Source organism: Streptomyces sp. S063 (assembly GCF_002832675.1).
GTDB lineage: Bacteria > Actinomycetota > Actinomycetes > Streptomycetales > Streptomycetaceae > Streptomyces > Streptomyces sindenensis.
On the sequence record NZ_CP021707.1, the window covers coordinates 3,234,834 to 3,257,822 of the forward strand.

Sequence of the window (22,989 nt, forward strand, 5' to 3'; positions counted from 1 at the left end):
TTACTGCAGGCGTTCGCAGACTCCTGATGCAACGTCATCGTAACGAGAAATTACGTCAGTTGGAGTAGTCCGCGCAGAAGATCCCGGCTCTCTTCCGGGGACGGGCCCTCCTGGGCGAGAGCCGCCATCGCCTTTTCGTACTGCGCGACTTCTTCGGGCTTGTCCAGATAGAGCGCACTCGTCAGCTGCTCCAAATAGACAATGTCCGACAGATCGGATTCCGGAAAACGCAGCATCGTGAATGCGCCACTCTCGCCCGCGTGGCCGCCGTGACTGAAGGGCATGACCTGGAGCGTGATGTTCGACTGCTCCGACATATCGATCAGATGCCGCAATTGGGCACGCATCACCTCGCGGTCGCCGTACGGGCGGCGCAGCGCCGCCTCGTCGAGCACGGCGTGGAACGCCGGGGCCCGCTCCGACACGAGAACCTTCTGGCGCTCCAGGCGCAGGGCGACGCGGCGGTCGATCTCGGCGGGCGAGGCTCCGCGCATCCCGCGCGAGACGACGGCATGGGCATACGCCTCGGTCTGCAACAGCCCGTGCACGAACTGGACTTCATAGATGCGGATGAGGGACGCGGCGCCCTCCAGGCCGACGTACGTCTGGAACCACCCGGGCAGCACGTCACCGTAACTGTGCCACCAGCCCGCCACGTTGGCCTCGCGAGCCAGGCCGAGGAGGGAGTCCCGCTCCGCCTCGTCCGCCACTCCGTAGAGCGTGAGGAGGTCCTCGACGTCCCTGGCCTTGAAGCTCACCCGTCCCAACTCCATGCGGCTGATCTTCGATTCGGAGGCCCGGATCGAGTAGCCGGCCGCCTCACGGGTGATACCGCGCGACTCCCGCAGTCTCCTGAGCTGAGAGCCCAGGAGGATGCGCCGCACCACCGATCCACTCGACTCACCTGCCGACACTGGTCCGACCCTCCCCATCGCCTTCCCTGGCACCCGGAGCCCCCCGAACCCCGACTGCCGGATTCTGCCACCAAAACGCTTCAGCCCGTACTCATTCGATTACGGAAATGGGAAGACGTCCGGAAAGCTCCGAAACTGACCTCGGGAAGAAATGCCCCGCAACCACCACGGTATCGGGCAGGTCCGGCGCGTGCACGTGCATCTGCCCTTGCATCTGCTGTGCGCATTCGGAACCATGGTCCCCGCGCACCTGCGTGCTCGTGTTGTGCCGCTGTACCCCCCGCAGTACCGCTACAGGCAGTGCCGCTACAGCCGCGAATCCCGGGAGTGCCTCGTATGGGGACGAATGGATCGACGATGCTCGAGCCGTTACGGCAGGGGCTTCCCCCCACCGACCCCTCAGGGGTTGCCGGATCGGCCTCGTGCGCCCTGCCTGCGCGTTACGAAGCGGTCGGCGGGGCACGGAAGTTCACCCGGACCACGCTGGAGCGGTGGGAGCTGGGCGACCGGTTCGACGATGTCGCCCTGGTGGTGTCCGAACTCGTCACCAACGCCCTGCGCCACGCGCTGCCCGCCGATCCGCCGCGGGAGTTCCAGGACCCGCCGGTGCGGCTGCATCTGATGCGGTGGACCTCGCGGCTGGTGTGCGCGGTGCGCGATCCCAGCCGCGAAAGCCCGGTGGCGGGCGAGGCGGCGGATTCCGCCGAATCCGGCCGCGGACTGTTCCTGGTGGAATGCGTCAGCGACAGCTGGGGCTGGCACCCCTCCCCCGTGCCGCTCGGAGAGCTGCCCTCGGGACCGCTGTACGGCAAGGTCGTCTGGGCCCTTTTCCGACTGCCGGAAAAGGCGGAGTAGGACTCACGGAAGCCCGGGTCCGGCCCCCCATGGGCCGGGCCCGGCGTCAGGCGCCTGCCGCGAGATGATCGAACTCGCCGTCCTTGACGCCCAGCAGCAACGCCTCGATCTCCGCGGGCGTGTAGACGAGGGCGGGCCCGTCGGGATGACGGGAGTTCCGCATCGCCACATTTCCTCCGGGCAGCCGCGCGAACTCCACGCAGGATCCCTGGGAGTTGCTGTGCCTGCTCTTCTGCCAGACGACTCCGCGAAGCTCTGTGGCCGCCATGCCGTTGTACACGTGGTGCACAGGACGCTCCCCGAGTTGCAAGGTGCAAGTGTCAACTAGCTCGGATCATAGCTCTGTTCATATGCCAATGCATGAGCAGATGCACGTGCACGCGGGGTGTTCCTTCGATTACAAGACGAACGGCGCGTCTATTTCGCTCCCACTTACCGGAGTTGATCGTTGCGGACCTTGGTAACGTGGCGCGGTCTTTCGACCGGAAAACAACAAGGGGGAACTCCACGTGACCAGGTCTCTACGCACCGGCGTCATCGCGGTGGCCGCTCTGGCCGCCTCGTTCGCGCTGACCGCCTGCGGCAGCGACGACGCGGAGAAGGACGCCGGCGCGGACGCGTCGGCGAGCGCGACGCCCGGCGCCGGCGGCGGCGAGGACTCCGGGGAGTCCGGCGGGGGCTCCGTCGACGCCGGCGCGCTGGAGGGCACCTGGGTGGGGCTGACGGACGGCAGACACGTCACCGTGTCCATCGCCGCCCGCAAGGTCGCCCTCGTCGCCGACAAGTCCGTGTGCCAGGGCGACGTGAAGGACATGGGCGGTGAGCCGATGCTCGCGCTGAAGTGCACCGACGGCGGCACCGAGCGCACGATGGGCGCGATCGACTCCGTCGACGGCTCGAAGCTGGTCGTCTCGTGGGACGGCGGCGCCAAGGACACCCTCGCCAAGGCGGAGGCGGGCAAGCTGCCGAGCGGCATGCCCTCGCTCCCCGACCTGGGAGACCTGCCCGAGGTGCCCGCGCCGTAGGTCCACCGCGATCCGGGGCCCCCGCACCCGTGGGGCCGCCGCGGCCCGAGGCCCCGTGCCGTGAGGCCACCGCCGGACTCGCCGGGGGCGCTCTCAGCCCTCGGCGAGGACACTGCTGACGCGGGTGGAGCCGCCGCGCTCGTCCAGGGCGCGGGTGAACTCCTCCAGCGCGTCCAGGAGCAGCGCCGCGCCCCGGCGCACCACCGGATCGCCGACCGGTGTCGTGCCGTCGTCCGTCGGGGTGGGCATGTCCCAGTGGGCCACCGCGTCCGCCACCGGCTGCCAGTCGGGCAGCCGCCGCTCCCGTACCGCCTTGGCGCCCCTCTCGGTGGCCCGGCGCAGCGCCTCGGCCAACTCGGCTGCGCCGGGCACCGGATCGGCCGACCGGGCCGGCAGATGGGCCTCCAGGACCATCGCGGACCGGCCCAGCTGGGCCAGCGCGTGCTGGGCGTCGGTGGCGGCGGCCCGGGAGATGCCCCGGTGCCGTACGGGTTCGTGCTGGGCCGTCGCCAGCGCCTCCTGCCACGCGACACGGGCCTCCCGGGTGGCGATCAGCGCGTCCCGGACGTCTTCGTTGTCGCGGGACGCGGGGTCGGCGTACCGGTCGACGACCGTGGCGGCGTACCGTCCGTCCGCCACCAGCCACTCGGCCAGCCGGTTGCGCAGCCGCGGGGTCTCCCAGGCCGGGTAGAGGGCGTACGCGATCATCGCGAGGAGTCCGCCGACGAGGGTCAGCACGATGCGTTCGGTGACGGTCTGGGACCAGTCGTCGCCGGCCATGCCGAGCAGGAAGACGACGTACGCGGCGACGCAGACCTGGCCGACCGCGTAGCCGGTCCCCATCAGCAGGTACATCAGCCCGGCGCAGATCACCGCGAGGAGCGCGGAGAGCCGGGCGTCGGGGTGCGCGGTCTGCACGATCGCGGTGGCGAGCCCGACCCCGACCAGGGTGCCGCCGAAGCGTCCGGCGGAGCGGGCGTACGTCTGCGAGAACTCGGGCCGCATCACCATGACGGCGGTCATCGGCGCCCAGTAGCCGTGGCCGAGCGGGACGGCCTCGCCGACGAAGTAGCCGGAGACGGCGACCACCGCGACCCGGATCGCGTGGCGCAGGATCGGTGAGCCGAGGTGCAGCTCGCGGCGCATCGCGGCCAGCACCACCGGGACCAGCTTCAGCAGCGAGGGCCGGTGCCGGGTGTCCGGGGCGAGGTCGGTGGGAATGCCGCTGTCGGTGCCGGTGCCCTCCGCGATCTCCAGGACGTCGTCGAGCAGCGCCGCGAGCCGGTCGGCGGCGCGGCGGGCCGGGCCGACGAGGATCACGTCGTTGTCGGGGGTCTTCAGGACGCCCAGGTCGGTGGCGGAGAGATGGACGGGTTCGCCGTGCCGGACGGCCCGCGCGGCGGCGTCCAGGACCGATCCGGCCGCGCCCAGCAGCTCGTTCACCCAGAGCCGCTCCAGGCCGTCGCCGGGCACCCCCATCGCCGGGTCCGCCAGCGAGGCCAGCACCGGGCGCAGCCGCTCGGCGACGCCCCGCGCCCCGCGCAGCTCGGCGGGGCGGCGGCGGGCCTCGCGCGAGGTGACGGCGGCGGCGCTGCGGGCGGTCATCAGGGGCAGCGGGTCGAAGGGGGCGACCGGGTCGTGGCGCAGCCGGCGGGCGTAGTCGGCCTCGGCGGCCAGGGCGTCGGCGAGCGCGTCGCGCTGGGCGCCCCATCTGCGGACCGGGAAGAGGACGATCAGCGCGGCCTGCACGAGGCCGCCGACGGCGATCATCCCCGCGTGGGCGGCGGCGTCCACGACCGAGGTGGGCAGGGTGATGGTCACCAGCATGATCGCGACGTTGGACGCGGCGATGATGCCCGCCGTGGGGCCCGCCGCCCAGGCGAGCCCGGCGAGGAAGGTCCAGAGGCCGAGCAGGCAGAGGAAGAGCACGACGTGCGCGCCGCTGACGTACCCGACGAAGGTCGAGACGGCGAGGCTCGCCCCCGAGACCAGGGCGAGGACGGGGCGCGGCCGCCAGCTGCGCTGGAAGGTGGCGATGGCCGCCTGGAACGCGCCGAACGCGGAGCTCGCCGCGATCTCCGGGCCGAACAGCACGAGGCTGATGCCGATGACGAGGGCGAGACCGGCCGCACCGCGCAACGCGATGAGAGGTTCCAGTTTCTGCCGCTCGATCTCCAGCCCCGAGCGGGCGGTCTCCTTCAGCGCCCGGAGCCAGCTCATGGGCCGAGCCTAACGGGGCAATCCCGAACAAGCTCGACTTACGCCGTGATGTCCCCGTCGGGTCGGTGGAACGTGCCGCCCCGCGCACCGCCCACCCGGGCCCGGTCGGCGGCCTCGGTGCCGTGCGTCCAGCCCGCCAGGTCCAAGACGCCGCGGAGCCGGGTGGTCGTGGTCCTCGGGAACATCCGCTCGGCGGTGTCGGCGACCGCGACGTCCCGGGCGGCGAGGACGGGAAGCAGTCCGCCGCCCTCTCCCGTCGTGCCGGTACCGGTCTCCGCTTCCGTCGTGACCCGCTCGGCGTCGGCGGCCAGCCGGCGGCCGAGGCGCTGGGCGTACCCCATCCAGAACGCCTGCCGGAAGGTCTTGGTCCGCTTGCGGCCCCCGGCGCGCTGTCCGGCCTCCGCCCGGGTCATCGCCGTCGTCCCCTGGACGAGCAGCGAGGTGAACAGCAGCTCGACCGCCTCCAGGTCCGCCTCGAAGCCGACGACCGTGGAGAAGTCGAAGTCCTCGTTCCACACGGCCCGGCAGCGGTTCGCGGAGGCGACGGCGTCCAGCAGGACCGCCTTGGCGCTCTCGTACGGGGGCTCCACCCCGATCCGGCAGGCTCCCGGCGTCTCGCGGCTCCCCGTCCGGGCGGCGAGGAGGGCTTCGTCGATGGTGTGCCGGGCCATCAGCTCCTGGGCCTTGGTGGTCAGCGCCTCGGCCTCCTCCGGAAAACCGGTCGCCTCGGCCTTCGCCAGCAGCGCCCGGATCCGGGTGAGCATCCGGGGCTCGTCGGCGGCGGGCGGCCGGTGCAGGTGGTCGGCGGCGGCGCCGGGCGTCGGGCCCACCGGCTCGATGGCGGGCAGCCGCAGCAGCACCCGGTAGAGCTCCAGCAGATCGGCGGCGTAACCGAACCGGTCGGGGCGGTTGCGCTCCACGGTCGGCGGAAGCCCGGCGAGCTGCTGCCGCCACCGGGGCGGCAGCTCCGCGTACCGGGCGGTCTCGGCGGCGATCAGGGTCCCGGCCAGCGCCGCCCGCCGCTCGTCCAGCTCCCGGCGGACGAACCGGACCAGGTCGGCGGGGTGCCAGCCGCGCTCCCACGCCCGGCGCACGAACTCCTCGCCGCGCCGGTGCGCCGCGTCATCGGCGTCCGGGGCGGCGGCGAGCAGGGAAGCGCCGGTGTCCAGGGCGGCGTCGCCCTCCGCGTAGAGGGCCGCCGCGCACGCCCGGTCGATCACGGATTCCATCCGGCCAAGGGTAGGCGCGCGGCATCCGGGCCGCGGGACGGGGAGGGTGCGGCTCCGGGGCACTGTCAGTGGCGGGTGCCAGACTCGCACCCATGACCGAACGGTGGGCGGTGGCGGCCGCGGACGGAGGCGGGGCGCTGCTCGCGCCGCTCGCCCGCGACGGCACGCCCGCCGGTCCCGTCGTCGCCGAGCCCGACCTCGTCGAGGCGGTCCGCTCCCGCCCCGACGTGGTGCGCTGGGTGTGGCGGTCGACCGCCGAGATCTACCCCCGGCTGCTCGCCGCCGGGGTCCGGGTCGAGCGGTGCTACGACATCGAGTGCGCCGAGCTGCTGCTCCTCGGGCACGCCGGGCGGCTCGGCGAGCCCCGGTCGGCCGCAGCCGCGCTGGCCCGCCTCGACAACGCGCCGGTGCCGCCGGACCCGCCCGCCCGGTCCGCCGAACCCGGCGCCCAGTCCTCCCTCTTCGAGCCGTCGTCGGGGGCCGGTGTGCCGTTCGACGGGCTCCTGCGGGTCTACGCGGACCAGGTGCGCCGCCATGGTGCGGCGGAGCACCCGGACCGGATGCGGCTGCTGACCGCGTCCGAGTCGGCGGGGATGCTCGTGGCCGCCGAGATGCACCGGGCCGGGCTGCCCTGGCGCGCCGACGTCCACCGGGAGCTGCTGAACGGCCTGCTGGGCGAGCGGTACGCGGGCGGCGGCGAGCCCCGCAGACTCGCCGAGCTGGCGGACCGGGTGTCGGCCGCGTTCGGCAGACGGGTCCGCCCGGATCTGCCCGCCGATGTGGTGAAGGCGTTCGCTCAGGCGGGGATGCCGGTGAAGTCGACCCGGCGGTGGGAGCTGGCGGAGCTGGACCATCCGGCGGTCGAGCCGCTGATCGCGTACAAGAAGCTGTACCGGATCTGGACCGCGCACGGCTGGTCCTGGCTCCAGGACTGGGTGCGCGAGGGCCGGTTCCGCCCTGAGTACCAGCCGGGCGGCACGGTCAGCGGCCGCTGGACGACCAACGGCGGCGGGGCGCTCCAGATCCCCAAGGTGATCCGGCAGGCCGTGATCGCCGATCCGGGGTGGCGGCTCGTCGTCGCGGACGCCGACCAGATGGAGCCCCGGGTGCTGGCGGCGATCTCCCGCGACCGGGGCCTGATGGAGGTGGCCGGGCATGACGGCGACCTCTACAAGGCCCTGTCGGACCGGGCGTTCTCCGGCGACCGCGAGCACGCCAAGCTGGCGCTGCTCGGCGCGATCTACGGCCAGACCTCCGGCGACGGGCTGAAGAACCTGGCCGCGCTGCGCCGCCGCTTCCCGCTCGCCGTCGCGTACGTCGACGACGCGGCGCGGGCGGGCGAGGAGGGGCGCGTGGTGCGGACCTGGCTGGGCCGCACCAGCCCGCCGGTCGTCTCGGCGGGCCAGGACGAGGAGGCGGGCATCCCCCAGGAGGACCCGGAGGGCGCCGGTGACGCCCAAGGCCCCGCCGGGTCCGGGGGCGGCGCGGCACGGGCCCGGGGGCGCTTCACCCGCAACTTCGTGGTGCAGGGCAGCGCGGCCGACTGGGCGCTGCTGCTCCTGGCCGGGCTGCGCCGGACGCTCTTCGAGCGGGGACTGCGGGCGCAGCTGGTGTTCTTCCAGCACGACGAGGTGATCGTGCACTGCCCGGCCGAGGAGAGCGCCGCCGTCGCCGAGGCGATCCGCGCGGCGGGCGAGCTGGCCGGGCGGACCGCCTTCGGGGAGACGCCGGTGCGGTTCCCCTTCACGGTGGCGGTGGTGGAGCGGTACGCGGACGCGAAGTGACGTCCGTGGCGCGGCTCCCCGGGCCCGCAGCGCCTCGGCCCCGCGGCCGGCCGGGCCCTGACCCGCCGGACACCTCTACCGCTGCTGGAGCCCCGGCCACTCCGGGCTGGTGACGAGGGCGATGAGCTGGTCCATGGTGAGCGCGGGCGCCTTGCGGGTGGCGGGACTCGACTGCTCGCCGGAGTTGAAGGCCGAGACGAAGACCCGCATACCGTCCGGGCGCATGCTGTCGGCCGTCCACATCACGACGCCCGAACCGCCCTTCTCGCCGGGCTTCTTCGAGGTGGCGAGCAGGGTGCCGTCGGGCAGCGTGGTCGCGTCGCCGTACAGCTGGTGGGCGACGTCCCGCATGTCGTGCTGCACATTGATCTGCACGAGGGAACGGCCCTTGCCGTCGTTCACGACGACCGAGGCGAACTCGCCCCCGCTGTCCGTCACGTCCGTCACGGTCAGCCCGTCGGGCAGCAGGGCGCGGAAGGTGGGCATCAGCAGCGTGTAGTCGAGCGGCGGCGCCGGAATCCCGGCGTCGTGCGTTCCGCGCGAGGAGGGGTCCGGCGAGGGCTCACCGGTGCCCGCGTCCGCCGTGGGGGTGGCGGTGGCGCCGTCCGCCGGTGCGTCCGAGGGCGAGGGGGTGGACTTCGCGGTCTTCTCGGGCGTGCCCGTCGGCTCGGGCGTGGCGGCGTCCGTGGCGGTCGGCGGCGGGGGCGTCGCCGTCTGACCGACCGGGCCGCTGCTCGCGACGTTCACTGTGTCGCCGGAGGTGCCCAACTGCCCGGTGGCGAAGGTGACCCCGCCGCCGACGAGGGCCAGGGTCAGCACGCTTCCGGCCACGGCGGCGGTCCGGCGGCGACGCACGGTGCGCCGGCCGTGTTCCAGGGCGCCGTCCACCAGGGCGGCCCGGCCGGACAGCTCGAAGGTCTCGCCGACGCGGCGCATTTCCGTACCGAGGCTGTCCTCGAACGGGGGCTTGTCTTCGCCGGGCATTTCGCTGGGCATGGGGAACCACCACTTCTCGTACTCGTATCGGATTGCTCGACAGTTCTCCGGGCGCAGGGGCACGGGGATGCGTTACGTCAGCGGGCGGCGAACTCCGCGATGCTGCCGCCCAGGTGTTCCCGCAGCCGGCCGAGTGCCCGTACACAGCGGGTCCGTACGGCGGCCGGGCTGACCCGGAGGGCGGCGGCGGTCTCCTCGATGCTGCGGTCCTCCCAGTACCGCAGGACGACGACCGCGCGGTCCTTGGGGGCCAGTTGGGACAGGGCGCGCAGCAGCGTCATCCGCAGCGCCGGATCGTCGCGGTCGGCCGAAGTGGCCTCCGGCAGTTCGGCCAGTGGATGTTCGCTCGCGGAGCGGCGGCGGCGATGGGTCAGGAAGGTCCTCACCAGCACGGTCTGTGCGTACGCCGCCGGGTTGTCGATCCGGCGGGCGCGGCCCCACGTCACGTACATCCGGCTCAGGGTCTCCTGCACCAGATCCTCGGCCAGATGCACATCTCCGCTGGTCAACAGGCAGGCAGAGCGGAACAGAGGGCCGGCCCGGCCGGCCGCGAACACTCTGAACTCGTCGGTACGCGCAGCCTTCATGTTCTCCCCCGTCCGTCCGTCACGCCCTTCCTCCTCTACGACGCGACGGGGCCGGGCAAATGTTTCAGGCGGTCCGCGAGAACTTTCCCGATGCTCAGAGACGCACAGGCGCACAGACACGCAGAGACGCAGAGAAGCGCCCCGTTCACGCGCCGGACGGCGTGAACGGGGCGCGGGCGGTGGTGCGCTCGCTGCCTCTGTCGTCTACCCGCGTTCCCACAACGCGGGGACGTTCGGCGGCTCCCAGCCGGAGACGGCCCGGTGCGCCTGCAGACAGCGGTAGGCGACCCCGCCGTAGGTCACGCGGTCACCCGCGCGGTAGGAGGTGCCGGCGGCCCAGCTGGTCCCCGGCTCGGTGGGCGGATCGGTGGGCGGATCGGTCGGCCCGGGCGTCTGGGCGACGTCCAGGACGAAGTCGAAGGTGCCCTGGCGCCCGTTGCCGACGTTGCGGACGTTCATCAGCAGCTCGGGGTCGAACAGGGCGTCGGTGTTGTTGCGCGGCTCGTTCGGGAAGTACAGCTGGGTCGTGAGGATGCGGCCGCCGGGCGCCTGCGCCTTCACGTGGATGTGGCGCGTACGGCCCGGGTAGAGGCCCGGCACGACCGTGGTGAGGCTGAACGAGCCGTCCGCACCGGTGAACTGATGCCCCCGGAAGTTGAACCGGGCCATGTCGTAGGCCCCGTTCGTGTCCGCCTGCCAGAAGTCGAGCAGAGCCCCGGAGACGGGTCGGCAGGCCCGGCCGAAGACGTAGCCGCTCACGGTGAGCGGTACGCCGGGGGTGCTCGGGGTCACCAGGCTGGTGCGGCGCGGCGAGTTGGGCTTGAAGTACGGGCCCTCCATCTGCGGCGGCGTCAGGTCGTCGCCGTCGTCGCACTCCGGGGTGAGGGCCAGGGGCCCGTCCCCGGTGGCGGCTGCGTCGCGGGCGAGCGCGACGCCTCCGCCGGCGAGCAGGGGCGCGGCGCTCGCGACCAGTGCGGCCTTCAGGAGACCTTTGCGGCTGATCCGCCGCCGGTCGCCCGACGCCTCGTCGGACGCGTTCGGCTCGTGGGGGGTTGCGTTGTCCATGTGTGGGGTCATGACGTTTTCCTCGGAGTCCTCGGGGAGCCCCGACGCGGGGAGGCGGGAGGCGGGGAGGTTCAGGAGGTGCTGCTACGGGGGTGCGGGCCGGGGCCCGGCCCGCGCCCCCGTGCGGGCCCGGCCGGCCGGGCCGCGGCGGACCGGACCGGGCCCGGGTCGGTCAGACGCGCTGCCAGAGCGCCGGAACGGCCTCGGGGGTCCAGCCGGGCTGGGCCGTGTGGGCCTGGAGGCAGCGGTAGGTCGCTCCGCCGTACGTCACCGTGGCTCCGGCGGCGTACGCGGTGCCGGCCGCCCAGGTGCCGCCCGGCGGGTCGGTCGGCGGGTCGGTCGGCGGCGTGGTGGGCGGGTCGGTGGGCGTACCGCTGGTGACCAGCGTCAGCCCGTACGCCTGGAGCAGCGGGTTGAGCGGCTGGAAGTACGTCGTACCGCCGGTGCGGCAGTTGCCCGAGCCGCCGGAGGTGACGCCCTGCGCCTGGTTGCCGGAGATGTACGAGCCGCCGGAGTCGCCGGGCTCGGCGCAGACGCTGGTGCGGGTCACACCCGAGATGGTGCCCTCCGGGTAGGTGACGCTGGTGTTGAGCTGCTGGATGGTGCCGCAGTGCCAGCCGGTGGTGGAGCCGGAGCGGCACACCGAGGCGCCGACGACGGCGGCCGTGGATCCGGCGACGGTGACGTCGCCCCGCCCGTAGCCGTTGACCGTCGGGCGCGGGGTCCAGTTGGCGTTGGTGGCGACCCAGGCGTAGTCGCGGCCGGGGAAGGTGGAGCCCTGGAACGTGCCCTGGGCCTGCTGGTTGAAGCCGTTGGTGGTGGTGCCGACCCGGCCGCAGTGGCCCGCGGTGGCGAAGCCGTTCTGGGTGCCGCGCTTGACGGAGAAGCCGATGGAACAGCGGCCGGAGCCGTTCATGTAGTACGCGTCGCCGCCCCGGAGGTCGGCGAAGGTGCGGGGCTTCTCGGCGGAGCGGGCGACGGTGACGAGGGCGCCGTCGACCCCGGCCGCCTTGAGGAACGCCGTTCCGGCGGCGGTGCTCGCGGCGTTCACGACGACCCGGTTGGCCTCGACGTCGACGTACCAGACGGGCACGTCCTTGGGGGCCTTGCGCAGCGCGGCCTTGTCGAGGGCCTCCTTGACCCCTTCGAGCCGGTCCAGGCTGTGGCCGACGACCTCGGCCCTCGCCCCGGCCTCGGTGATCCGGACGGTCTGGGAAGCGTCGGTGGTGGCGACGGTCAGGGCCGCCTTCGCGCCGCTGACCCGGGCTCCGGCGTAGCTGGCGCCGAGGGACTTCTCCAGACCGGCGGCGACGGCGGCGGCGCGGTACTCGTTGGCTATCCGGCTCCGGGCGTCGTCCGCGTCCAGGCCGAGATCGCGCTCCATGGCGGCCAGCAGCCCGGGCGACAGGCTGTCGGCGGAGACCGGCGGGGCGGTGGTGCCCGCGGGGTCGGCGGACGCCACGCCGGTCAGCCCGGCGAGGGCGAGCGCGCCCACGGCCACCGTGGCGGTGCCGGCGACGAGGGCGCGTCTGCGGAGCGTGGTTCTCTCCACGTGACTCTCCTTGGTTCCAGGGGTGTCCGGGTCCGGCGGGGTTGGTCCGGACCAGGGAATTGCCGAAACCGTAGCGGCGGTGACGCCCGGCACAGGAGATCCCGTTCACCCCCCTCCCTCCGCGTTATGGGGCCGGTCGCCCCCCTGCGGCGGGGGAGAGCCGTCTCCCCTTCGGCGGGGCGCCCGGGTAGGTTCGCCCTCATGCACACAGGGCAACTTCTGGGCTCGGGACGCACCGCCGACGTGTACGCACTCGACAGCTCCTGGGTCCTTCGCCGCTACCGGGACCGCTCCGACACCACGGAGGAGCTGGCCGTGATGAGTTACGTCGGCGCCTTCGGCTTCCCGGTGCCGCGCATCGGCCCGCCCGTCGAGGGGGCCCGCCCCACGGACCTGGTGCTCCAGCGGCTGTCCGGCCCGACCCTGGCCGAGGCCCTGCTGGCGGGGCGACTGGGGGAGGCCGAGGCGGCGGCCCTGCTCGCCCGTCTGCTGCGGGAGTTGCACGCGATACCGCCCCGGGTCTCGACGGACCCGGAGGACCGCGTGCTCCATCTGGACCTGCATCCGGAGAACGTGATGCTGACGGCCGGGGGCGCGGTGGTGATCGACTGGTCCAGCGCGGCGGAGGGCCCGCCCGGCCTCGACCGGGCGATGTCGGCGCTGACCCTGGCCCGGATCGTGCTGGACCCGGCGTTCCCGGCCGGGGCCGACGTACGGCCGCTGCTGGCGGCGTTCCTCGCCGAACTCGCCGAGGACGGCGGCGCGTCGGCCGCCGATCTGGAGCTGGCCCGGGCCCGCCAGCAGCGGAACCCGTATCTCACGGAGGGCGAACGGGGCTGCCTGGCTGGGGCGGTCGACTTGGTGTTGGACCAATCCGGCGCCTGAGGCGAACCGAGCGCCTGCGGGAGATCAAGCCCCACCGGCGATCGAGGAGCGGGGCCCGGGGGCGGGGACCCCGAGGGGGGAAACCTCAGCGCCGCCCGCGCCGAGCGTCCCGCACCCGCCGCAGCCGGTTCACCGTGACCGGATCCTCCCGCAGCGCCCGCTCGTCCTCGATCAGCGCGTTCAGCAGCTGGTAGTAGCGGACCGGCGAGATCCCGAGCTCCTCGCGGATCGCCCGCTCCTTCGCGCCGGGCCCCGGCCAGGGCCGCCGCTCCAGGGCCAGCAGGGCCCGGTCCCGTACGGACAGCTCGTCCGCACCGGACGCGGGCACGGCCGGGGCGTCGTCGTGCTCGGGGGCGGCGCCGGGGTGATCGGGGTCGGGGCCGGGGCCGGGGTCGGGGTCGGTCATATCAACCAACCTAATACCCGCCCCCGACACCCACGCGCGGCCGCGACACCGCGCACACGGTCCGGGGCCGCGGCTCGGCGGCCTCCGCTACTCCGCGGCCTCCGCCTGCGCCGCCTCGGCGGATATCTCCCCGAGGATGCTCTCGGGGTTGCTGCCCGGCGCGACCGCGTTGCCGATCTTCTTCTTGATCGCGTCGCTGACCGTGGCCCAGGACGTCTTGCCGAACGGGGGCAGCGTCGAGTTGGGCAGCGCGACCAGGAACTCGTGCAGCTTCTGGTGCTTCTTGTCGGTCTCCATCGCGGCGGAGGCGCTGCCGGTCACCGGGAGGAGGTCGTACTGCTCGGCGAACTCCAGCACGTTCTCGTCGGAGTAGGCGTAGTCCAGGAACGTGCCGATCTCCTTGCGGTGACCGTTCTCCTTGAAGCCCATCATCCAGTCGGCGACACCCATGGAGCCCTTGGTCGGGCCGTCGGCGCCGGGCAGCGGCACCATGCCGACCTTGATGCCCTTGGCCTCGGCCTCGTCCATCAGGGTGGGGTGGCCGTTGAGCATGCCGACCTTGCCGGCGGTGAACGCCTCGAACGCCTTCGCCCGGTCCAGCTTGCCCGGCGCGACCGGGCCGGTGAGGCCCTTGCCGACGAGGTTGTCCCGCAGCCAGCGGAACGTGGCGACGTTCTCGGCGGAGTCGATGTCGTACGAGCCGACGTCGTCCGTGTAGCCGCCGTTGCCGCTGAGCAGCCACATCAGGGTTTCGGCCTGGGCCTCCTCCTGGCCGAGCGGCAGGGCGAAGGGGTAGTCGACGCCCTTCGCCTTGAGGGCGGCGGCGTCGCTGCTGATGTCGTCCCAGGTCTCGGGGGCGTCCAGGCCCGCCTGCTCGAAGAGCTTCTGGTTGTAGAAGAGCAGCCGGGTGCTGGCGACGAAGGGCAGACCGTACAGCGTGCCGTCGACCTTGCCCGCGTCGGTGAGCGAGGGCAGGAAGTTCGCCGTGGTGCGGATCGCGAGCGTCTCGTCGGCGGTGTAGAGCTTGCCCGCCTTGGCGTAGTCCGCGTACGCGCCGATCTGGGCGATGTCCGGGGCGTTGCCGGCCTTGACCATCTCGGCGACCTCGCGGTCGACGTCCTTCCAGGAGAGGACGGTGACATCGATCTTGATGCCGGGGTGCTCCTTCTCGAAGCCCGAGGCCACCCCGCTCCAGTACTTCTCGGAGCTGTTCTCCGGACCGGTGCCGTAGTCGGCGGCGACCAGCTTGAGCGTGACGTCGCCCGAACCGGCATCACCGCCGCAGGCCGACAACGTTGCCGTCATTCCCAGCGCGGCCACCGCCGCGGTCAGACCCAAAAAGCGCCGCTGCACAGCCTCGCCCATCCTCGTTGATCGCCTTGCCCGCGAACGGTGTGCACGGCGCGGGCCGCCGGCCTGGTGCGGCCGCGGCAGCGCCGCCCTGTCCTGGGCACCGTCCGGATGAACAGCGATTTTCCCCCATTACCGACGCGAAGGTCTACACCACCGGCGTATCGCTTCGGCAACGTATACGGGCCCTGAGGGCCACAACTCGCTTGCGGGTACTGGAAGTCGGAGACCCCGGCCCGTATCTTGGTCCAGACCTTTGGTCCGGATTCCACCGATCCGAGGTTCCCATTCGTGACCTTCCGGGAGAAAAAGCCCCGCCTTCACGCGTTCATCATTTTGTATGGGTGCGCAACAAACCACGCTAGTGGACTAGACCTTTTGGGGGTCGGCGGGCGAAACTGTCTCCCGTGAGACATGTCATCGCCCTCGATGTGGGCGGCACCGGAATGAAGGCCGCACTGGTCGGGACCGACGGCACCCTCCTTCACGAGGCGCGGCGGGCCACCGACCGGGAGCGCGGCGCCGAAGCGGTCATCGAGTCGATCCTCGCGTTCGCGACGGATCTGCGGGCCCACGGCGAGGAGCACCTCGGCGAGAGCGCCGTCGCCGCCGGGGTCGCCGTGCCCGGCATCGTCGACTCGGCGAAGGGCATCGCGGTGTACGCCGCGAACCTGGGCTGGCGCGACGTACCGCTGCGCGCCCTGCTCTCCGAGCGGCTGGGCGCCATCCCGGTCGCCCTCGGCCACGACGTCCGCACCGGCGGGCTCGCCGAGGGGCGCATCGGCGCCGGTCGCGGCACGGACCGCTTCCTGTTCGTCCCGCTCGGCACCGGGATCGCCGGGGCCATCGGCATCGCGGGCGCCATCGAGGCGGGCGCCCACGGGGACGCGGGCGAGATCGGCCACATCGTCGTTCGCCCGGACGGGCCCGAGTGCAGCTGCGGCCAGCGCGGCTGTCTGGAGACGCTGGCCTCGGCCGCCGCGGTGACCCGGGCCTGGGCCGCCGCGTCCGGGGACCCCGGGGCGGACGCCGCGGACTGCGCGAAGGCCGTCGAGTCGGGCGACCCGGCGGCGATCGAGGTCTGGCGGAACGCGGTCGACGCGCTCGCCGCGGGCCTCGTCACCGCGCTCACCCTCCTCGACCCGGGCACGCTCATCATCGGTGGCGGTCTCGCCGAAGCCGGGGAAACCTTGTTCACACCACTGCGTGCGGCCGTCGAGGAACGGATCACGTTCCAGAAGCTGCCCCACATCGTCCCGGCGGCCCTCGGGGACACCGCCGGATGCCTGGGCGCGGGGCTGCTCGCCTGGGATCTACTCTCCACGGAGGTTTCCGCCTGATGGCCCCTCGCGCAGCAGACAGCACCGTTCTCGCCGGTGCCCGGGTGGTGCTCCCCACCGGCACCGTCGAGGACGGCCGGGTGACCGTCGAGGGAACCCGCATCGCCGCCTCCGCACCCGAGGGCGCCCGGACCGTCGACCTCTCCGGCCACTGGGTGGTCCCCGGCTTCGTGGACATGCACAACCACGGCGGCGGCGGGGCCTCCTTCACCTCCGGCACCGTGGACGAGGTCCTCACGGGCATCCGTACGCACCGCGAGCACGGCACCACCACGATGGTCGCTTCCACCGTCACCGGCGAGATGGACTTCCTCGCCCGGCGCGCGGGCGTCCTGTCCGAGCTGGTCGAGCAGGGCGATCTGGCCGGGATCCACTTCGAGGGCCCCTTCATCTCGCCGTGCCGCAAGGGCGCCCACAGCGAGGACCTGCTGCGCGACCCGGACCCGGCCGAGGTCCGCAAGCTGCTGGACGCCGCGCGCGGCACCGCCCGGATGTTCACCCTCGCCACCGAACTGCCCGGGGGCATCGACTCCGTACGGCTGCTCGCCGAGCACGGGGTCATCGCCGCCATCGGCCACACGGACGCGACGTACGAGCAGACCGTCGAGGCGATCGACGCGGGCGCGACCGTCGCCACGCATCTGTTCAACGCCATGCCGCCGCTCGCCCACCGCGAACCCGGCCCGATCGCCGCCCTCCTGGAGGACGACCGGATCACCGTCGAGCTGATCAACGACGGTACGCATCTGCACCCGGCCGTCCTGGAGCTGGCCTACCGCCACAAGGGCGCGGGACGGGTCGCGCTGATCACCGACGCGATGGACGCGGCCGGCTTCGGCGACGGCTCCTACGACCTCGGGCCGCTCGCGGTCGAGGTCAAGGACGGCGTCGCCCGGCTGGTGGAGGGCGGCTCGATCGCCGGCTCCACGCTCACCCTGGACACCGCGTTCCGCCGGGCGGCCACCCTCGACGAGATCCCGGTCGAGGACGTCGTCCGGTCCATCTCCGCCAACCCGGCCCGGCTGCTCGGCGTCTACGACCGGGTCGGCTCGCTGGAGCCGGGCAAGGACGCCGACCTGGTGGTCCTCGACGAGGACTTCGTCCTCAAGGGCGTCATGCGCAAGGGCGAGTGGATCATCGAGCCGAAGACGGCTTAGGCGGCTGCTCCGGAAGAAGGAGGCCCTGGTACCGGAAGACCGGTACCAGGGCCTCCGCGTGCGGGGCGGTCACACCGGCGCGGCCGCCGTGAGCGCCGGGGCACGGGGCGCGTCGATGTCCCGGACGAGGCCCTTCACGAGCGCCTTGGTGATCTCGCCGGCGCGGACCGCCGTGTTGCTCAGCAGGCTGGAGGCGATCCCATGGCTGTGCTCGGTCGGCCCCTGAAGGTAGATCGCGGCGGGGCCCGGGAGGGTGGATTCCACGCTGTAGTCGCGGTTCACCCTCACACGTCCCTTGTCGGTGCACAGGATCGGCTCGACGCTGCCGAGTATCCCGTGCAGGTCCGTGGGCCGGTACCCGGTGGCGAGGACCAGGTAGTCGGTGCGCAGGACATCCCGCCGGCCGGTCGGCAGGAACTCGATCCCGACCCGCACGTGCTCGTCGCCGCTGTCCGCGGTCAGGAGCCGGGTGAGGTTGTGGACGTGCAGACGCTGCTTCCCCGCGACCTTCTCCTGGTAGAGCCGCCGGTACAGCTCGTCGATCAGTTCGATGTCCACCACCGAGTAGTTGGTGCTGCGGTGGTAGTCGAACATCATCTCCTTGACGTCGTCCGGCGACGTGTAGAAGTGGTCGACCGCTTCCGGGTCGAAAATCCTGTTGACGAAGGCGCTGTCGTCGGCAGGGGCGTACCCGTAGCGGGCGAAGACGGCATGGATGTCGGCGTCGGGGAACTCTCCGTGCAGGTGCGCGACCGTCTCCGCGGCGCTCTGCCCGGCCCCCACCACCGTGAAGCTGCGCGGGGCCTGCCCGGGCCCGGCGGGCAGGGTCTCCAGCCGGCCGAGGAGCTCGCTCGTGTGCCACACGCGGTCGGACAGCGAGGTGCCGTCCGGCAGGCGGGGCCGCAGCCCGCCCGCCACGACGACGTTCCGTGCGCGCTGGACGGCAGGCTCGGCCTGCTGTCCGCCGGCCCGGGTGAGGACCTGGAAGTGGGTGACCTCTCCGGCCTCCTCGACCGGAACGACGTCCACGACCTCCCGCCCGTAGTCGACCGCGCCCCGGAACGGTTCCGCGGCCCACTCCAGGTAATCGTGGAATTCCCTGCGGGAGGGGAACAGCGTTTTGTGGTTGATGAAATCGACCAGGCGGTCCCTGGCCTGCAGGTAGGCGAGAAAGCTGAACCTGCTGCACGGGTTCCGCATGGAGACGAGGTCCTTGAGGTAGGACACCTGCATCGTCGTGTCCTTCAGAAGCATGCCCCGGTGCCAGCCGAACGCCGGCTGCCTCTCGTAGAACCGCGCCGAGACGCGGTCGGCCTCGGGGACCTCCTGGTTGTACTCGGCCAGTGCGATGGCGAGGGCGAGGTTCGACGGACCGAATCCGATGCCCACGACATCGAGCACGTCACCCCGCCCGGGCGAGCAGAGCACATCTGTCTCGCTCTCCGCCCCTGTGCGTGTACTCAAGACGGGCACCCCTCAGACTCCGAGATCGTCGATGAAAGCAAATTTCGGCAGTTCCCCCGGGTAGACGCGCGACCTCTCCGCCGCCATCCACTCCACGCATGAATCGATTCTTCGCAGCGCGTCCGCCGTGTCGCTGAAATCTGACATGAGGTCCAGAACTCCCCTCATGGCGGGCTCCTGTTCCGGGTACAGCGCCCCGAAGAAGTCGCAGCACATGTCCGGATCCCGGGTGTACACCTGCTGTCGCTCGGCCACCAGTTCGAGGCCGGCGCGCAGCACGCGTTTCACCAGCCGCATGATGAGCGTCTGCGCGAAGGAGTCGGACGCGTCGTGCACGGCGTCCCGGACGACCTTGAGATCGAGCTCCAGGTTGAAGAGGTGGCTGAACGCCTCCGGACCGATCCGGTACGGGGCGATCCGCGGCCCGAGGTCCTCGCCGTGGACCAGTGCCGACTGGGTCTTGATGTAGAACCCGCTCTTACGGTCGCCGAGTACCGCGGCGACGGACGTGATGGCGAGGTCGATGTCGACGACGGCCGCGTGGCGGTCGAGCGTGCGCTCCGATGCCTCCCGGACCCACGCCCGGTCGATCCGGTGCTCCCGGCGGGTCACGCCCACCAGATCGAGGTCCGACCGCCCGAGTACGGCGGTGCCGGTGGCCACCGATCCCCGCACATAGACGCTGGCGAGGTCCGGATAGCGCGAACGGTACTCCTCCACGAGGCTCATCATGAGGGGGCGCCACTCCGGACCGACCTTGCCGATGTCCGCGAGGTTGACCAAGTGGCCGTCGGAATCAAGAGGAATGATCACTGGCCCGCCCCGGCCGCGAGGAGTGCGCCCTCGGTCGCCGCCAGTTCGAGGAACCGGTCGTTCTCCTCGGCGGCGCCCACCGTGACCCGTACGGCCTCGGGGAAGTCGCGGACGAGCACGCCGCCCGCCTTGCAATGCGCTGCGAAGGCGGCGGGATCCCGCATGGGGAGCCAGAAGAAGTTCGCGTGCGAGACGGGAGTACGGGGCGCGATCCGCTTCAGCACCGGGAACATCCGGGCACGCTCCGCGGTGATGTACTCCACGCGGCGACGCACCTCCTTCTCCTGTTCGAGCGCGGCCAGCGCAGCCACCTCGGCGAACGTGCTGGTGGCGAAGGGCGCGAGAAGCTTGCGCATGGCCTCGGCCACCTCCGGCGCGGCGGCCAGCCATCCCAGGCGCAGACCGGCGAGGCCCCAGGCCTTCGACATCGTGCGGAGGATCACCACATTTCTCCGGTCGCCGAACTCCCTCAGCCCGTCCGGAACATCGGGGTCGTCGACGAACTCGGCGTACGCCTCGTCGAGGACGACCAGGACCGAGTCCGGGACCGCGTCGATGAACGCGGTCAGCGCCGCCCTGGTGACGGCGGTGCCGGTGGGGTTGTTGGGGTTGCAGATGAGCACAACGCGCGTGTCCCGGGTCACCGCCGCGGCCATCGCGTCAAGGTCCTGGTCGACGCCGTCGGAACAGGGGACGGGGACCGGGCGCATATGGGCTCCCACAGCGACGACCGGATAGGCCTCGTAGGAACGCCAGGGGAAGATGAACTCCTGGCCCGGCTCGCACACCGCCTTCAGGAGCAGTTCAAGCAGGTAGACGGAGCCGAAGCCGGTCACGACACGGTCCGGGGTGATGCCGTGGTGGCCGGCCAGGGCGCTCCTCACCGCGACCGCCGCCATGTCCGGATAGCGGTTGGAGCCGGTGGCGGCCCGGATGACGGCGTCGAGCACCCCGGGAAGCGGGCCGAAGGGAAGCTCGTTCAGCGCCAGGCGTGCGGCGTCGGGCACCTGGGGCACACCACTGCCGTCGAGCGGGATGGGGCTCGGCAGGTAGGACGGAAGGCTGTCCAGTTCCGGCCGGGTAAGTTGCGCTTTCAACCGTCCTCCTGAGGATGGGTGGACCGGTGGTTCTCGCGAACCACCGGTGAGAGCCGGGCGGGATCAACCCGCCGTGGGCGCGAGCTCCTTGGGAGCGGGCATCCGGGAGGCGTCGGTGGTCCACGCCCCGTCCAGGTGCTCGATGTAGTCGTAGAGGGGCTGGAACTGCGCGCGTGCGCTCTCTTCGGAGGCCACGTACTTCCGCGTCCTGAGCGCGACCTCGTGCGGAATCGGTTCCAGCGGGCCGAGGCCTGCGGACAGCACCTGCGCCTGGCAGGCCCGCTCCAGGGTGATGTAGCGCCAGGCCGCCGCTTCCACCGATGCCCCCACCGTCAGCAGACCGTGGTACTTGAGGATCAGGGTGTTGAACTCGCCGAGCGCCTCGGCGGTCGCCCGGCCGTCCTCGAAGGTGTGCGGAAGCCCGCCGAACTCGTGGTCCACCGCCTGGTCCTGGTAGAAGGCGCAGGTGTCCTGGCTGATGATCGGCAGGATCCGGCCGGTGGCGGCCCAGATGCGCCCGTAGGTGGAGTGGAAGTGCGCGGACGCCACGACGTCGGGACGCGCGGCGAGCACACTGGAGTGCAGCACCAGGGCGCCGATGTTGACCGGGTGGCGGCCCGCCAGAACGTTGCCCTCGTAGTCCAGCAGCACCAGATCGTCGACGTCGATCGTCGAGAGGTGCACTCCGACGGGATTCACCCAGAACGCGTTCGTCACCTCCGGGTCACGGCAGGCGAAATGGCCGGCGAACCCCTCGCCCTCGTCGTACCCCCACCGTGAGAAGAGGCGAAGTGCCGCGATCAGCTGCGTCAGCCGGTGGTGCCGCTCCTCGGTGGCCGACCGCACGATCTCCGGATCGTCAGTGTCGTTCACCAGGACGATCGAACCCTTCATGGTGTATTCCCCTCGTTGTCGGATGCGTTGACGGAGCCGAACGCCCGGGGCCGCCGTACGGCGGCGGGCCCAGCGTGCGCACGGCGAAGAAGGAGGGCCCGTGGCCGGCGCGGGCATGGGCCGGGCCGGGCCGGGCCGCAAGGCGTGACGAGGCACGGCGGGCGGCCGACCGGAAGGTGCCCGGCGCGCGGGAAGAAGTGGCGCGGGGCGTCACGCGCCCGCGCAGGGCGTCAGCGTGGGCGCGCCGGGGAGAGCGAAGGCCGGACGGCTCGGCCCGGCAGGTATGCGGCCCGCCCGCCCGGGCCGGCTGCCCGCGCAGGACCGCCATCCGGGGCTTTGATATATCCGGTGGAGCGAAGGATCAGGAATCCGAAACCTTGGAAAAGATTTCAGGGAATGCGGACACCACGGCCTGCCTCATCGCCGCCTGCACTGTTTCGAAATCACCGTCTCCCGGGACCGAAACAAAGTCGGCGAACTCAGGCAGGCCGACATAGGCCTCCCGAAAGGCCGCCAGGAACTCCGGGCTCTCCTCGTCGATCCCGCGCACGTTGATGCGGCGTACCGCTTCGGCAGGAGAGACGTCCAGGAAGATCGTGAGATCCGGCTTGCGCGCGCCGCCGAGAAGCCTGCGCAGGAAGTCCACACTGCCGACCCCCTCGGCCTTGGCCAGTGCGTACTGGCAGTAGACATAGCGGTCGACGATGAGGAGGTCGGGGGACTTCGTGAGAGCCCTCTCGAAGGCGGAGACGCGCGCCAGTTGCGAGCAGGCGGAGACGAGGCGCATGGTCTCGCCTCCGATGAGGTCCAGATGGTCCTCGAAACCGTCCTGCTCGGCCATCAGGTTCAGCGCCTTGCGCACCGGAGCCATGGTGAGGCTCTCGTGGGCCTGCGCCGGCACCCCCTGCGAGTGGAGCCAGTCGCCGAGCATCCGGACCTGGGAAGACTTGCCGGCCCCGTCCAGACCCACTACGGCCACCAGGCGTCCGGTGTTGATTCCGGAATCCGCAGATTCTTGCTGAGTGCGCACTTCTACCGCCTAGAGACTGTTTCGTATCGCTGAGGAAAACCACCCGGCCCGCCACAGGTCCCACGAAGAGGCGGGTATATCGCGAAGGACGCTGGCTATTGATAGCGGAATCCGCGACTCTGCACTTGGGGCTCAGCCGGGCGACCTCAGCGAACCTAGACCGGCACCCGAGATCCTGTAAACCGCTTTCCTATTGCATCTCGGGGAATGAGATGAGACCCCCGGATAGACGCATTCCGCTTAGGTCGAACCCCCGGTCCCAAACGGACAAAAACGGGTCAAGTAGCGTGAAGCAATGGAGACGCAAGCCGAACTGTTGACGATTA

General features: G+C 71.8%; 21 protein-coding genes. 6 read left to right on the plus strand and 15 right to left on the minus strand.

Annotated elements, in window-relative coordinates:
• Positions 1–50: 50 nt before the first annotated feature.
• Entirely contained in the window at positions 51–914 is an 864-nt protein-coding gene (locus CCZ36_RS14660; RefSeq protein ID WP_069738743.1) for a helix-turn-helix domain-containing protein, read from the minus strand.
• A 357-nt stretch (positions 915–1,271) separates the two neighbouring features.
• On the opposite strand from CCZ36_RS14660, the gene CCZ36_RS14665 reads away from it, so the two are divergent.
• On the plus strand, positions 1,272–1,769 hold the full coding sequence (locus CCZ36_RS14665) for an ATP-binding protein (protein ID WP_069738744.1): 498 nt from the start codon (positions 1,272–1,274) through the stop codon (positions 1,767–1,769).
• A gap of 46 nt (positions 1,770–1,815) precedes the next feature.
• Here CCZ36_RS14665 and CCZ36_RS14670 read toward each other — a convergent pair whose 3' ends face one another.
• The gene (locus tag CCZ36_RS14670; protein WP_003968242.1) at positions 1,816–2,058 is read right to left on the minus strand and encodes a DUF397 domain-containing protein; all 243 of its coding nucleotides are present in this window, start codon (positions 2,056–2,058) and stop codon (positions 1,816–1,818) included.
• 220 nt (positions 2,059–2,278) lie between these two features.
• On the opposite strand from CCZ36_RS14670, the gene CCZ36_RS14680 reads away from it, so the two are divergent.
• Positions 2,279–2,794, plus strand: a complete 516-nt coding sequence (locus tag CCZ36_RS14680; protein ID WP_069738745.1) for a hypothetical protein — start codon at positions 2,279–2,281, stop codon at positions 2,792–2,794.
• A gap of 93 nt (positions 2,795–2,887) precedes the next feature.
• Here the strand turns inward: CCZ36_RS14680 and CCZ36_RS14685 are convergent, their stop codons facing one another.
• Positions 2,888–5,014, minus strand: a complete 2,127-nt coding sequence (locus CCZ36_RS14685) for an FUSC family protein (protein ID WP_069738746.1) — start codon at positions 5,012–5,014, stop codon at positions 2,888–2,890.
• Positions 5,015–5,052: 38 nt separating this feature from the next.
• Entirely contained in the window at positions 5,053–6,243 is a 1,191-nt protein-coding gene (locus tag CCZ36_RS14690; protein ID WP_128817820.1) for a DUF2786 domain-containing protein, read from the minus strand.
• Positions 6,244–6,335: 92 nt separating this feature from the next.
• On the opposite strand from CCZ36_RS14690, the gene CCZ36_RS14695 reads away from it, so the two are divergent.
• The gene (locus tag CCZ36_RS14695; protein ID WP_069738748.1) at positions 6,336–8,027 is read left to right on the plus strand and encodes a bifunctional 3'-5' exonuclease/DNA polymerase; all 1,692 of its coding nucleotides are present in this window, start codon (positions 6,336–6,338) and stop codon (positions 8,025–8,027) included.
• Between the two features lie 75 nt (positions 8,028–8,102).
• Here the strand turns inward: CCZ36_RS14695 and CCZ36_RS14700 are convergent, their stop codons facing one another.
• From CCZ36_RS14700 to CCZ36_RS14715, 4 genes are all read right to left on the minus strand, one after another.
• The gene (locus CCZ36_RS14700; protein ID WP_128817821.1) at positions 8,103–9,023 is read right to left on the minus strand and encodes a hypothetical protein; all 921 of its coding nucleotides are present in this window, start codon (positions 9,021–9,023) and stop codon (positions 8,103–8,105) included.
• Positions 9,024–9,100: 77 nt separating this feature from the next.
• A complete protein-coding gene (locus tag CCZ36_RS14705) occupies positions 9,101–9,610 on the minus strand; it encodes a SigE family RNA polymerase sigma factor (protein WP_069738750.1) in 510 nt (169 codons plus the stop codon).
• 204 nt (positions 9,611–9,814) lie between these two features.
• Positions 9,815–10,675 carry a dioxygenase family protein gene (locus CCZ36_RS14710; protein ID WP_069742439.1) on the minus strand — a complete coding sequence of 287 codons (861 nt, stop codon included), beginning with the start codon at positions 10,673–10,675 and terminating at the stop codon, positions 9,815–9,817.
• Positions 10,676–10,847: 172 nt separating this feature from the next.
• Positions 10,848–12,227, minus strand: a complete 1,380-nt coding sequence (locus tag CCZ36_RS14715; RefSeq protein WP_128817822.1) for an alpha-lytic protease prodomain-containing protein — start codon at positions 12,225–12,227, stop codon at positions 10,848–10,850.
• Positions 12,228–12,428: 201 nt separating this feature from the next.
• Here CCZ36_RS14715 and CCZ36_RS14720 point away from each other — a divergent pair, with 201 nt between their 5' ends.
• On the plus strand, positions 12,429–13,112 hold the full coding sequence (locus CCZ36_RS14720; RefSeq protein ID WP_069738753.1) for a phosphotransferase: 684 nt from the start codon (positions 12,429–12,431) through the stop codon (positions 13,110–13,112).
• Positions 13,113–13,197: 85 nt separating this feature from the next.
• Here the strand turns inward: CCZ36_RS14720 and CCZ36_RS14725 are convergent, their stop codons facing one another.
• Both CCZ36_RS14725 and CCZ36_RS14730 read right to left on the minus strand, forming a co-directional pair.
• The gene (locus CCZ36_RS14725; RefSeq protein ID WP_069742436.1) at positions 13,198–13,518 is read right to left on the minus strand and encodes a DUF3263 domain-containing protein; all 321 of its coding nucleotides are present in this window, start codon (positions 13,516–13,518) and stop codon (positions 13,198–13,200) included.
• A gap of 87 nt (positions 13,519–13,605) precedes the next feature.
• On the minus strand, positions 13,606–14,883 hold the full coding sequence (locus tag CCZ36_RS14730) for an ABC transporter substrate-binding protein (protein WP_069738755.1): 1,278 nt from the start codon (positions 14,881–14,883) through the stop codon (positions 13,606–13,608).
• Between the two features lie 431 nt (positions 14,884–15,314).
• Between CCZ36_RS14730 and CCZ36_RS14735 the strand changes: the two genes are divergently transcribed.
• On the plus strand, positions 15,315–16,208 hold the full coding sequence (locus CCZ36_RS14735) for an ROK family protein (RefSeq protein WP_234428131.1): 894 nt from the start codon (positions 15,315–15,317) through the stop codon (positions 16,206–16,208).
• On the plus strand, positions 16,208–17,365 hold the full coding sequence (nagA, locus tag CCZ36_RS14740; RefSeq protein WP_128817824.1) for an N-acetylglucosamine-6-phosphate deacetylase: 1,158 nt from the start codon (positions 16,208–16,210) through the stop codon (positions 17,363–17,365). The genes CCZ36_RS14735 and nagA overlap by 1 nt, the downstream gene beginning before the upstream one ends.
• Before the next feature lie 69 nt (positions 17,366–17,434).
• On the opposite strand, the gene CCZ36_RS14745 is transcribed toward nagA, so the two are convergent.
• The 5 genes from CCZ36_RS14745 to CCZ36_RS14765 form a co-directional block, all read right to left on the minus strand.
• Complete coding sequence (locus tag CCZ36_RS14745; RefSeq protein ID WP_069738758.1) at positions 17,435–18,793, minus strand: lysine N(6)-hydroxylase/L-ornithine N(5)-oxygenase family protein; 1,359 nt, start codon at positions 18,791–18,793, stop codon at positions 17,435–17,437.
• A 48-nt stretch (positions 18,794–18,841) separates the two neighbouring features.
• A complete protein-coding gene (locus tag CCZ36_RS14750; protein ID WP_069738759.1) occupies positions 18,842–19,642 on the minus strand; it encodes a nucleotidyltransferase domain-containing protein in 801 nt (266 codons plus the stop codon).
• Positions 19,639–20,739: a histidinol-phosphate transaminase gene (locus tag CCZ36_RS14755; RefSeq protein WP_069738760.1), complete on the minus strand. Its 1,101-nt coding sequence runs from the start codon at positions 20,737–20,739 to the stop codon at positions 19,639–19,641. Before CCZ36_RS14755 ends, CCZ36_RS14750 begins: the two co-directional genes overlap by 4 nt.
• Positions 20,740–20,802: 63 nt before the next feature.
• Positions 20,803–21,633, minus strand: a complete 831-nt coding sequence (locus CCZ36_RS14760; protein ID WP_069738761.1) for a class II aldolase/adducin family protein — start codon at positions 21,631–21,633, stop codon at positions 20,803–20,805.
• 361 nt (positions 21,634–21,994) lie between these two features.
• On the minus strand, positions 21,995–22,663 hold the full coding sequence (locus CCZ36_RS14765) for a dTMP kinase (protein ID WP_128817825.1): 669 nt from the start codon (positions 22,661–22,663) through the stop codon (positions 21,995–21,997).
• Positions 22,664–22,989 lie beyond the last annotated feature (326 nt).

What these genes read in the sequence shown, in the direction of transcription:
- CCZ36_RS14665 (WP_069738744.1), top strand. Translation starts at nt 1,272, where the DNA reads ATGCTCGAGCCGTTACGGCAGGGGCTTCCCCCCACCGACCCCTCAGGG.
- CCZ36_RS14685 (WP_069738746.1), bottom strand. Translation starts at nt 5,014, where the DNA reads ATGAGCTGGCTCCGGGCGCTGAAGGAGACCGCCCGCTCGGGGCTGGAG.
- CCZ36_RS14690 (WP_128817820.1), bottom strand. Translation starts at nt 6,243, where the DNA reads ATGGAATCCGTGATCGACCGGGCGTGCGCGGCGGCCCTCTACGCGGAG.
- CCZ36_RS14695 (WP_069738748.1), top strand. Translation starts at nt 6,336, where the DNA reads ATGACCGAACGGTGGGCGGTGGCGGCCGCGGACGGAGGCGGGGCGCTG.
- CCZ36_RS14700 (WP_128817821.1), bottom strand. Translation starts at nt 9,023, where the DNA reads ATGCCCAGCGAAATGCCCGGCGAAGACAAGCCCCCGTTCGAGGACAGC.
- CCZ36_RS14705 (WP_069738750.1), bottom strand. Translation starts at nt 9,610, where the DNA reads ATGAAGGCTGCGCGTACCGACGAGTTCAGAGTGTTCGCGGCCGGCCGG.
- CCZ36_RS14710 (WP_069742439.1), bottom strand. Translation starts at nt 10,675, where the DNA reads ATGGACAACGCAACCCCCCACGAGCCGAACGCGTCCGACGAGGCGTCG.
- CCZ36_RS14720 (WP_069738753.1), top strand. Translation starts at nt 12,429, where the DNA reads ATGCACACAGGGCAACTTCTGGGCTCGGGACGCACCGCCGACGTGTAC.
- CCZ36_RS14725 (WP_069742436.1), bottom strand. Translation starts at nt 13,518, where the DNA reads ATGACCGACCCCGACCCCGGCCCCGGCCCCGACCCCGATCACCCCGGC.
- CCZ36_RS14730 (WP_069738755.1), bottom strand. Translation starts at nt 14,883, where the DNA reads ATGGGCGAGGCTGTGCAGCGGCGCTTTTTGGGTCTGACCGCGGCGGTG.
- CCZ36_RS14735 (WP_234428131.1), top strand. Translation starts at nt 15,315, where the DNA reads ATGAAGGCCGCACTGGTCGGGACCGACGGCACCCTCCTTCACGAGGCG.
- nagA (WP_128817824.1), top strand. Translation starts at nt 16,208, where the DNA reads ATGGCCCCTCGCGCAGCAGACAGCACCGTTCTCGCCGGTGCCCGGGTG.
- CCZ36_RS14760 (WP_069738761.1), bottom strand. Translation starts at nt 21,633, where the DNA reads ATGAAGGGTTCGATCGTCCTGGTGAACGACACTGACGATCCGGAGATC.